This window comes from Alkalibacillus haloalkaliphilus C5 (assembly GCF_000269905.1).
Classification (GTDB): domain Bacteria; phylum Bacillota; class Bacilli; order Bacillales; family Alkalibacillaceae; genus Alkalibacillus; species Alkalibacillus haloalkaliphilus_A.
In genome coordinates this window covers 1-8,570 of record NZ_AKIF01000126.1, presented here as the reverse complement: position 1 = coordinate 8,570, position 8,570 = coordinate 1, and the positions used below count along the sequence as shown (strand labels likewise).

The window sequence follows — 8,570 nt, the reverse complement described above, 5'->3', positions numbered from 1 at the left end:
GGACTGTCTCTAACCATTCTGGTAGAAAAATGCGAATCCAGCAACAAAGAAAATAAGCGCAAACGCTAAGTGATCGTTAAATATTAACCGCATATAACGGCTTACCATTTTTAAATGACTATTTAAACGTTCTTTCCATAACTGATTCGTATCCATTTTACGCATCGTCCTTTGTCAATTGTACGTAAATGTCATCTAAGCTAGCTTGCGGCATATTAAACTCTTGCCTTAATTGTTCTAACGTACCGTAAGCACGAATTTCACCGTGATGAATTATGACAAAACGATCACAATATTTTTCAGCTGTTGCTAAAATGTGTGTCGACATTAACACACCAGCCCCCTGCTCTTTCATCTCATTCATCGTATCTAAATAAGACTGAATACCAAGAGGATCTAAACCAACAAAAGGCTCATCAACAATATATAAAGAAGGTTTTACTAAAAAAGCGCACATAATCATAACCTTCTGCCTCATCCCTTTAGAGAAGTGAACAGGAAACCATTTGCGCTTCTTATCTAAATGGAATTCTTTTAATAAAAAGTCTGTCCGTTCTTTATACGTTTGTTCATCAATACCATAAGCCATTGCCGTTAACCTTAAATGTTCTTCTAAAGTTAACTCTTCATAAAGCATCGGCATTTCTGGTATGTAAGCAAACTCGCGCCGATAACTTTCTAGATCTTCTACAATACTCTTTCCATTAATATTAATCGAACCTTTTTTCGGGTTCATTAGGCCGATAATGTGCTTAATCGTCGTACTTTTACCAGCACCATTCAACCCGATTAAGCCTATGACTTCTCCTTTTTTTACTTCAAATGAAATACCATGTAGCACATTTTGCTTCGTATAACCACCAACGAGGTCTTCTACCTTTAATAAATTACTCATGTTATCCCTCTCTTCTATCTTTACACTATATAATTATCATACCAAAAATTTCATCAGATTTAATAGCTTAGACCTTTTCTTCTTACATTCGACAAATGATTACGTTACAATACTAATAAAAGAACATTTAGGAGGATGACGATGTCAGATTGTATCTTTTGTAAAATTATCGATGGTGAAATTCCTTCAGCAAAAATTTATGAAGACGAGCATGTGTACGCTTTTTTAGACATTAGTCAAGTAACAGAGGGACATACGTTAGTCATTCCAAAAAAGCATTGTCAGGACGTTTTCAACCTTGATGAAGAAACAGCAGCCAATTTATTTAAAGCGGTCCCAAAAATCGCAAATGGTATTAAAACCGCATACGAACCAAAAGGATTAAACACATTAAACAACAATGGGTCATTTGCAGACCAAAGTGTATTTCACATCCACATTCATTTAATCCCTCGTTATGACGAAAGCGATGGGTTTAAATCACAATGGGAAGTACATGGTGATGATTACACACCAGAAAAACTTCAAGATATTGCAGGTAAGATCGCAAGTGAGATTTAACGACGATCACCCTTTAGAAAACAATAAAGTATTTTGACAGAAGATTAGCACTAAACATTATAGGGAAAACAGGTTATAATAGCAGTAAGTAACGAAAGGGGTTATAAATCATGCCAAATGGTAAATCGTTATTTTTAGGAGTATTAGTTGGTGGTGTTGTCGGTGCATCAGTATCATTATTAACAACACCTACTTCAGGTGAAGAAATGCGTAGCCGAATGAAAGATCAATCTGACCGATTACGTGACCTTACACAAGAAATTAAAGAAAATGGATTAAACCTTAAAGATCAATTAACACAAACCTCAAAAGAAGGTGCCGCACTGTTAAAGGACTTATCACAAGACATTAAAGAGTCTGTTGAAAGTTGGAAAGAAACAGTCGAGCCTCATCAAGAAAACTTACAAGAGCACTTACTTCAAATTGAAGAAGGTATTAAAGAATTAGAAGAGAAGATCAAAGAACAAAATTATACCAAGTAAATGGACTGACAGATCAGGCGAACGCTTAATTATTTAGGCGTTCGCCTAATTATTATTGATTTCGCCTAATTATTTTTGACTTCGCTTAAAAATAAAATTCCGCTTAATTATCGAAGAAATCGCCTAATTTATCGATAATTAGGCGATTTGTTATGCAAAATATAAGCCTATCAAGTAGGCACCTCTCTTGATAGGCTTATATACAAAATTATTCAGCTAGTTCTAAATCTTCAATTGAATCGATATCCATATACGCTGGTACGACTAAGCCGATTTTAGCTCCTTCTAAGTTAGGTCCTAAATCAACGACATCATCTTGAACATTTTCATAGAAATCAGCGTGAGTAAATGGTAACCATGCTGCTACTGTAGCATCCGCATCACCACTTGATAACGATTCAAAGACGATTGATGGGTCAACTGGTGTTACTTCAACATCGAATCCATGAGACTCTAATGCTGCTGAAAGAACACCTGCTGAAGCACGTTCAGAATCCCATGGTGTTGATACTAGCTCAATTGTAGAGCCGTCACCTTCATTAACACCATCTGTCCACTCAGCAACTGCGTCTGCATTTTCTTCCACCCACTGTTGAGCTACTTCATCAATATCTAAACCTGATTCATTAGCTTCATACATAATCTCTTCCATATCTTCAACTTCCCAGTAGAAGCGATCAATAATCTCATATGCATCAGGGTGATCACTTTCAAAATCATTACGGACAAGTGTTTGAATGTTTTCTGCATCACCGTAAATACCTTCAGGGTCATCTAAGTACTTCATATCAGGGAATTGCGCGAACTTCCAGTGTGGGTTCCAACCTGTCACAATAATTGGCTCTTCATTAGCAATTGCTGATTCAAGCTCTGTAACCATTGCAGCTGTAGAAGCTTGTTCAAGCTCCCAACCAGCTAAGTGATCATAACCTTCTTCAATTGCCGTCTCAGTCGTTACCGTAATACCAGCACCTGGCTCAATTCCAATAATTGTGTAGTCAACTTCTTCACTATAATTAATGTCTGTATCATCACTAGTAGTCTCTTCATCTCCACCACAAGCAGCAAGCACGAGTACAGATGAAATGACTAATAGTAACATATACCTTTTAAAGTTCATGATGTAAGACTCCTCTCCAAAATTAAAAACCTACCAAGAACTAATTCCTGGTAGGTTCTTTTTAAAAAGTTTAATTACTGAACGTCTGTCCATTCTTCAACTAATTCTGGGTTGTTTTCTACGAAGTTTGCTGCAGCTTCTGCTGGGTCTACTCCGTCTTGAATTTCAGCCATTACGCTGTTAAACTCTTCCTCTTCCCAGAAGAAGTTATCTAATACTTGGTAAGCACCAGGTAAATCTTCTTCTAGACCTTCACGAACCATTGTTTCGATTGTCTCAGCTTCACCGAAAGCTAGTTCAGGATCTTCTAGATACTTAAGGTCATACTCAGCAAACTTCCAGTGCGGAGACCAACCTGTTACAACGATTGGCTCTTCATTTTCAATTGCTGAACCTAATGCAGTTGCCATAGCACCTGAAGATGAAGTGTCTACACTCCAGCCTTCAAGGCTTTCATAAGTTTCAGTTGCTGTTTCAGCAGCTTGTACAACACCAGCACCTGGCTCGATACCAGTAATTGATTCACCTAATTCATCAGCATATTGATCTAACTCATCTAATGAATCAACTGTCATATACTCAGGTACAACTGCACCAATTTTAGCACCCTCAAAGTTAGGTCCTAGTTGAACTAGGCTCTCTTCGTACTCTTCAAAAAGATCACCATGTGTTGCTGGTAACCATGCAGCTACCATACCATCAGCTTCACCGTTTGCAACTGATTGCCACATAACAGCGTTGTCTAATGGTGTAATGTCTACATCATAACCTAAATCTTCTAATACATGACCAATTACGTGAGTTGAAGCAATCTCAGTGTCCCACTCAACGTATACTAACTCAAGCTCACCTTCGTGAGTGACTGCATCTTCATCTGTTGTTTCTTCTTCAGTTGTCTCTTCGCCATCAGCACCTTCTGGGTCTTCAGTGGCATCTTCTTCGTCAGTACCGCATGCTGCAATTACTAATGTTAGCGCAAGTACTGCGATTAAACCTAAACGTTTCCATGTCTCTTGTAACATGTTAAAACAACTCCCCTTTGCTCATTTTGTATGTTTTATTGGAACTTCTCTCCCCAATATTGGAGAGAGAAGAAGCTCCCTAGTTCATTACTTTTCTTTATTTAAGTTTTGCGTAAAGCGGTCAATGATAATCGCTAAAATTACGATACCAAAACCTGCTACGAAACCTGGTCCAGCATCAGCACGTTGTAGGGCTGATAGTACTTCACGACCTAGACCTGGTGCACCGATCATGGATGCAATAACAACCATTGATAATGAAAGCATTACCGTCTGGTTAACACCAGCCATAATTGTACGCTTCGCCATCGGTAATTCCACTTTAAATAGTTTTTGGTTACCTGTTGCACCAAACGCATCTGATGCTTCTACAAGCTCTTTAGACACTTGACGGATACCTAGGTTAGTAAAACGAACAACAGGTGGTGTCGCGAAAATAAATGACGCAAATACACCTGGAACCATACCAATTCCGAAGAATGCTACTGCCGGAATTAAGTAAACGAATGCCGGCATCGTCTGCATGAAGTCTAATACTGGCGTAATAATACTTTCTGCTAATTTACTCTTCGACATTAATATACCCACTGGAATACCAACTAAAACAGAAATTAAGCTGGCATAAAAGACGAGAGTAAATGTAAACATTAATTCTTCCCACAATCCTTGGTTTTGAACAAATATTAAACCTACGATTGTGAATGCTGCTAAGCCAAACTTTTTACCACTTAAAAAGAAGGCCAAAATCGCAACTAATATAATGATAAAAATCGGTGGTACCATCGCTAAATAGTCTGCAGAGTTATCAAGTAACCAACCGAAGCCATCTTTAATCGGATCAAATACGAAACTAAACCAGTCGGTAATTTTATCGACAAACCAGTCTACCCCATCAGCTACTGGTATATATGGTATATTATCAAGCACCATCTCCGTTCACCTCATTTCCGTCAGCTAATGCTGCAATGACTGCTCCACGTACAATAACACCGCGTAGCTTGCCATCTTCTGTTACTACAACTGGCACCGGAGCATCATGAATAACATTAAAGATATCTTGGATGCTCGTGTCTAAATCAACTGTTGGCATATCATCTTTCATAATTGAACTTAACTGAGATACACCTTCTTCACGAGCTTTTCTAGCATCCTCTGCTGTCACATATCCTTTTAAGTTACGAGAGCGGTCTGTCACAAAGATTGAAGATAAGCCTTGTTCACGCATTCTTTCTAATGCTACACGTGGACCGTGCTTATCATAATCAACCGTTTCTGGACGCTTCATAATTTTATCTGCAGTTAATACTTTAGAACGATCAACGTCTTCAACGAACTTCTCTACGTAATCGTTGGCTGGATTAATAAGAATTTCTTCCGGAGTACCAACTTGTACAATTGAACCGTCTTTCATTAACGCAATACGATCCCCGATACGTAAAGCTTCATCTAAGTCGTGTGTAATGAAGACAATCGTTTTCTTCATCGTTTCTTGTAAATCTAGTAATTCATCTTGCATATCTTTACGAATTAATGGGTCTAATGCAGAGAATGCTTCGTCCATTAATAGAACTTCTGGGTCATTCGTTAATGCACGAGCTAAACCAACACGCTGCTGCATACCACCTGATAGTTGACTAGGGTACTGGTTCGCATAACCACCTAACCCAACTAGGTCTAAAGCTTCTTTAGCTTTTTGTGTTCTTTCTTCTTTTTCAATTCCTTGCACTTCTAAACCGAACTCAGCATTATCTAAAACCGTTCTAAACGGGAAGAGTGCGAACTTCTGGAATACCATACTCATTTTAGTACGGCGAATTTCACGTAAGTTTTCTTTATTCATCGTTGCTAAGTTTTGACCGTCAATTTCAACACTACCTTCAGTTGGTTCAATTAAACGGTTTAACAAACGTACTAATGTAGACTTACCACTTCCTGAAAGCCCCATAATAACGAAAATCTCGCCTTCTTCTACTTCGAAAGTTGCACGATTTACACCTACTGTACAACCAGTCTTCTCTAGGACTTCTTCTTTAGAATATCCTTCATCTAATAATCTCGTTGCCTCTTTTGTTTTTTTACCGAAAATCTTCGATAAGTTTTCGACTTTAATAGGCACTGGTTTACACCTCTTTCTAAATCACTTTAAATCTGAACTTAGTTGAAATCACTTTGTAACAATCACTTTTATAACTATAATAGTTTCTGTTGGAATTCTCAAACAACAAATAGAGCGACATAGTTTCATATATTCCGTAAAGTTTAAACTGAACAAACTTATCAGACTACATCTTTTTATTTTCTCTATAATACTACGAAATACTCATAAATCTCCTGTTTTGTTTTTACCAGAATCTAGTGTAGATTGAGTGTAGATGACCTAAGGAGGTTCATTATATGCAGACGAGACATAATGAAGAAACGCTTGATCACTTGCACCATTCAATGATTAGTGAATTTTCTAAGACACTTGAAATGTTTTCATTAAACACGACCGAGTCTCAACTTTTCGTCATTCTCTATTTAAGTGATGAACAATGACATTGGATGATATGAAAAATGCACTAGGCAAAAGTAAAACAGCAATGAGTAATTCAATCCGTACATTATTAGACTACAATCTCGTAGAACGCGTTTGGATTAAAGGTGTAAGAAAAGACCTTTATCAAGCGGAGAAAGATTTGTACGGAAAATTCATGAAGGCTTATGTCAATCGTTGGCTTGACGCAATTGATCGACAAAAATCAAACTTACAACAAATCGAAGAGCACATTCAAGTGGACGAAATTCAAAGTGACAGACAAACTAGCGTAAAGTTAAAGGAAGCGATTCGATTTCACGATGCACTTGAAGATGTATTCAACAACATTCACGAAAAAGACTTATAATAAAGGCAGAGTTGCAGGAATCAATAAATTCCTGCAACTCTTTTAATATATTATGTTAAAATATTAGTACATTAAAAAATAATCATTCTACCTATTTAATTAGACAAACAAGTTATTTAACAATATTAATAGGGTAAACTATTGATTAAGTTATCAAAATATTATTAAAAAGGAGTCGTTCTTGTGAGTAAAGAATCCTATTCAATACAGGAAGCCATTCTATATTCACACAAAATGGCACAATTATCTAAGGCCATTTGGAAACAAATCGAAAAAGATTGGCAAAATTGGGTCAAACCATTTGAACTCAACTTAAATGAGCATCATATTTTATGGATATGTTATCACTTAAATGGTGCGAGCATATCAGAGATCTCACAGTTTGGAATTATGCACGTGTCTACTGCTTTCAACTTTTCGAAAAAACTAGAAGAGCGTGAGTTATTAACGTTTTCAAAAAGAGAAGAAGACAAACGTAATACGTATGTAGAATTAACAGATGCAGGTAAAAAATTATTTGAGGAGACAATGGAAGCTCATGCAAGTGGCACAGATAAAAACACTGTTATGCAAGCTTCTCTTCCATTGAAAGATTTATATGGAAGATTTCCAGAGTTTCAAGACTTAGAAGCCATCGTAAAAAATATATATGGAGACGACTATTTAGAGATTTTAGACCGTTCAATCGCTAGCATTCGTGAGGAATATTGACGAATTAAGAGTTTTTTCTAGAAAAGGGTTGAATTTTTTCTGTGTAGGGCGTATTATCACTTCTGTAACAGCATAATTAATAGTGAGTAATCGCTGAATATAGGCAGAAAAGGAGGCCCTAATATGACTTGCTGGAAAACGTTAAACATCTCTAAAGAATACGGTCAACATCGGCTGACTATTCTATCAATCTTTCTTGGTATTATATCTTTTATTGTTTTATATATACCATTTTCAATTTTACATCAAAATACGCCATTACATGACCCAGCGTTGTGGCAAGTCATGTTAGGGCTTTTAATTTTACCGATCTTGCATAAGTTAGCTCATGCATTTCCGATTACTTTTACAAGTAAAGAATTTAGGTTAAAATGGTATTTCAAATATAGATATATACCTTTACTAAAATTAAAGGTGCGTTCAAGTTTATCTAAACGCACTTCGATTATAATGATGCTAGCGCCTACAGTCGTCATTACAGTTCCTTTATTAATTGGTGCAACGGTATTTCCAATGTTTTACCCAATTTTAATTGTATTTGCATCCATTCATATTGGAATTTCACTGACAGATTGGTTAATACTCTCATTTTTCGTTAAGGCGCCAAAAAAATGTGTCGTAGAAAAGACAAAAAACAACTACGATATATTAGTGCAATCTCCTTAAACGTGTTATAATGTGAAGGGATTTAGGAGGGGAAACATTGTTACTTTTTTATGTTCCATTTGCCATATTTATTTTTTACGCATTTAACTCCATGACTCAAAAATTCTGTACTAAGTCAGAAATGTCTAATGAGAAAAGTGCAAAAGTTTATCGTACGATTAATATTTCAATGTTAGTACTACTCATTTCATCGTATTATGAAATGAATTATCTATATTAATAAAAAAA

Annotated in this window: 12 protein-coding genes; 6 read left to right on the top strand and 6 right to left on the bottom strand. The window is 36.4% G+C overall.

The window, feature by feature from the left end; all coding sequences use genetic code 11:
- Window positions 1-9 precede the first annotated feature (9 nt).
- The gene (locus A194_RS20325; RefSeq protein WP_017187122.1) at window positions 10-156 is read right to left on the bottom strand and encodes an ABC transporter permease; all 147 of its coding nucleotides are present in this window, start codon (window positions 154-156) and stop codon (window positions 10-12) included.
- A 1-nt stretch (window position 157) separates the two neighbouring features.
- Window positions 158-895, bottom strand: a complete 738-nt coding sequence (locus A194_RS0112240) for an ABC transporter ATP-binding protein (protein ID WP_017187121.1) — start codon at window positions 893-895, stop codon at window positions 158-160.
- 141 nt (window positions 896-1,036) lie between these two features.
- Here A194_RS0112240 and A194_RS0112235 point away from each other — a divergent pair, with 141 nt between their 5' ends.
- Together A194_RS0112235 and A194_RS0112230 are read left to right on the top strand one after the other, a co-directional pair.
- Window positions 1,037-1,456 carry an HIT family protein gene (locus A194_RS0112235; protein WP_017187120.1) on the top strand — a complete coding sequence of 140 codons (420 nt, stop codon included), beginning with the start codon at window positions 1,037-1,039 and terminating at the stop codon, window positions 1,454-1,456.
- A 110-nt stretch (window positions 1,457-1,566) separates the two neighbouring features.
- Window positions 1,567-1,938 carry a YtxH domain-containing protein gene (locus A194_RS0112230; protein ID WP_017187119.1) on the top strand — a complete coding sequence of 124 codons (372 nt, stop codon included), beginning with the start codon at window positions 1,567-1,569 and terminating at the stop codon, window positions 1,936-1,938.
- A gap of 208 nt (window positions 1,939-2,146) precedes the next feature.
- Here A194_RS0112230 and A194_RS0112225 read toward each other — a convergent pair whose 3' ends face one another.
- The 4 genes from A194_RS0112225 to A194_RS0112210 form a co-directional block, all read right to left on the bottom strand.
- Window positions 2,147-3,058, bottom strand: coding sequence for a glycine betaine ABC transporter substrate-binding protein (locus A194_RS0112225; protein WP_017187118.1), 912 nt, complete (start codon window positions 3,056-3,058; stop codon window positions 2,147-2,149).
- Between the two features lie 74 nt (window positions 3,059-3,132).
- Window positions 3,133-4,080 (bottom strand): glycine betaine ABC transporter substrate-binding protein, encoded by a 948-nt coding sequence (locus A194_RS0112220; protein WP_017187117.1) that lies wholly within the window; start codon window positions 4,078-4,080, stop codon window positions 3,133-3,135.
- Between the two features lie 87 nt (window positions 4,081-4,167).
- Entirely contained in the window at window positions 4,168-5,010 is an 843-nt protein-coding gene (locus tag A194_RS0112215; RefSeq protein ID WP_017187116.1) for an ABC transporter permease, read from the bottom strand.
- Complete coding sequence (locus A194_RS0112210; RefSeq protein ID WP_017187115.1) at window positions 5,000-6,196, bottom strand: quaternary amine ABC transporter ATP-binding protein; 1,197 nt, start codon at window positions 6,194-6,196, stop codon at window positions 5,000-5,002. Before A194_RS0112210 ends, A194_RS0112215 begins: the two co-directional genes overlap by 11 nt.
- Before the next feature lie 278 nt (window positions 6,197-6,474).
- On the opposite strand from A194_RS0112210, the gene A194_RS20810 reads away from it, so the two are divergent.
- From A194_RS20810 to A194_RS0112190, 4 genes are all read left to right on the top strand, one after another.
- Entirely contained in the window at window positions 6,475-6,618 is a 144-nt protein-coding gene (locus tag A194_RS20810) for a hypothetical protein (RefSeq protein ID WP_017187114.1), read from the top strand.
- On the top strand, window positions 6,615-6,965 hold the full coding sequence (locus tag A194_RS18370; protein WP_017187113.1) for a GbsR/MarR family transcriptional regulator: 351 nt from the start codon (window positions 6,615-6,617) through the stop codon (window positions 6,963-6,965). The genes A194_RS20810 and A194_RS18370 overlap by 4 nt, the downstream gene beginning before the upstream one ends.
- Before the next feature lie 183 nt (window positions 6,966-7,148).
- A complete protein-coding gene (locus A194_RS0112195; RefSeq protein ID WP_017187112.1) occupies window positions 7,149-7,676 on the top strand; it encodes an HTH-type transcriptional regulator Hpr in 528 nt (175 codons plus the stop codon).
- A gap of 123 nt (window positions 7,677-7,799) precedes the next feature.
- Window positions 7,800-8,342: a DUF3267 domain-containing protein gene (locus A194_RS0112190; RefSeq protein WP_017187111.1), complete on the top strand. Its 543-nt coding sequence runs from the start codon at window positions 7,800-7,802 to the stop codon at window positions 8,340-8,342.
- Window positions 8,343-8,570: the final 228 nt, after the last annotated feature.

Coding starts and splice junctions, on each gene's coding strand:
- A194_RS20325 (WP_017187122.1), bottom strand. CDS start 156: ATGGATACGAATCAGTTATGGAAAGAACGTTTAAATAGTCATTTAAAA.
- A194_RS0112240 (WP_017187121.1), bottom strand. CDS start 895: ATGAGTAATTTATTAAAGGTAGAAGACCTCGTTGGTGGTTATACGAAG.
- A194_RS0112235 (WP_017187120.1), top strand. CDS start 1,037: ATGTCAGATTGTATCTTTTGTAAAATTATCGATGGTGAAATTCCTTCA.
- A194_RS0112230 (WP_017187119.1), top strand. CDS start 1,567: ATGCCAAATGGTAAATCGTTATTTTTAGGAGTATTAGTTGGTGGTGTT.
- A194_RS0112225 (WP_017187118.1), bottom strand. CDS start 3,058: ATGAACTTTAAAAGGTATATGTTACTATTAGTCATTTCATCTGTACTC.
- A194_RS0112220 (WP_017187117.1), bottom strand. CDS start 4,080: ATGTTACAAGAGACATGGAAACGTTTAGGTTTAATCGCAGTACTTGCG.
- A194_RS0112215 (WP_017187116.1), bottom strand. CDS start 5,010: ATGGTGCTTGATAATATACCATATATACCAGTAGCTGATGGGGTAGAC.
- A194_RS20810 (WP_017187114.1), top strand. CDS start 6,475: ATGCAGACGAGACATAATGAAGAAACGCTTGATCACTTGCACCATTCA.
- A194_RS18370 (WP_017187113.1), top strand. CDS start 6,615: ATGACATTGGATGATATGAAAAATGCACTAGGCAAAAGTAAAACAGCA.
- A194_RS0112190 (WP_017187111.1), top strand. CDS start 7,800: ATGACTTGCTGGAAAACGTTAAACATCTCTAAAGAATACGGTCAACAT.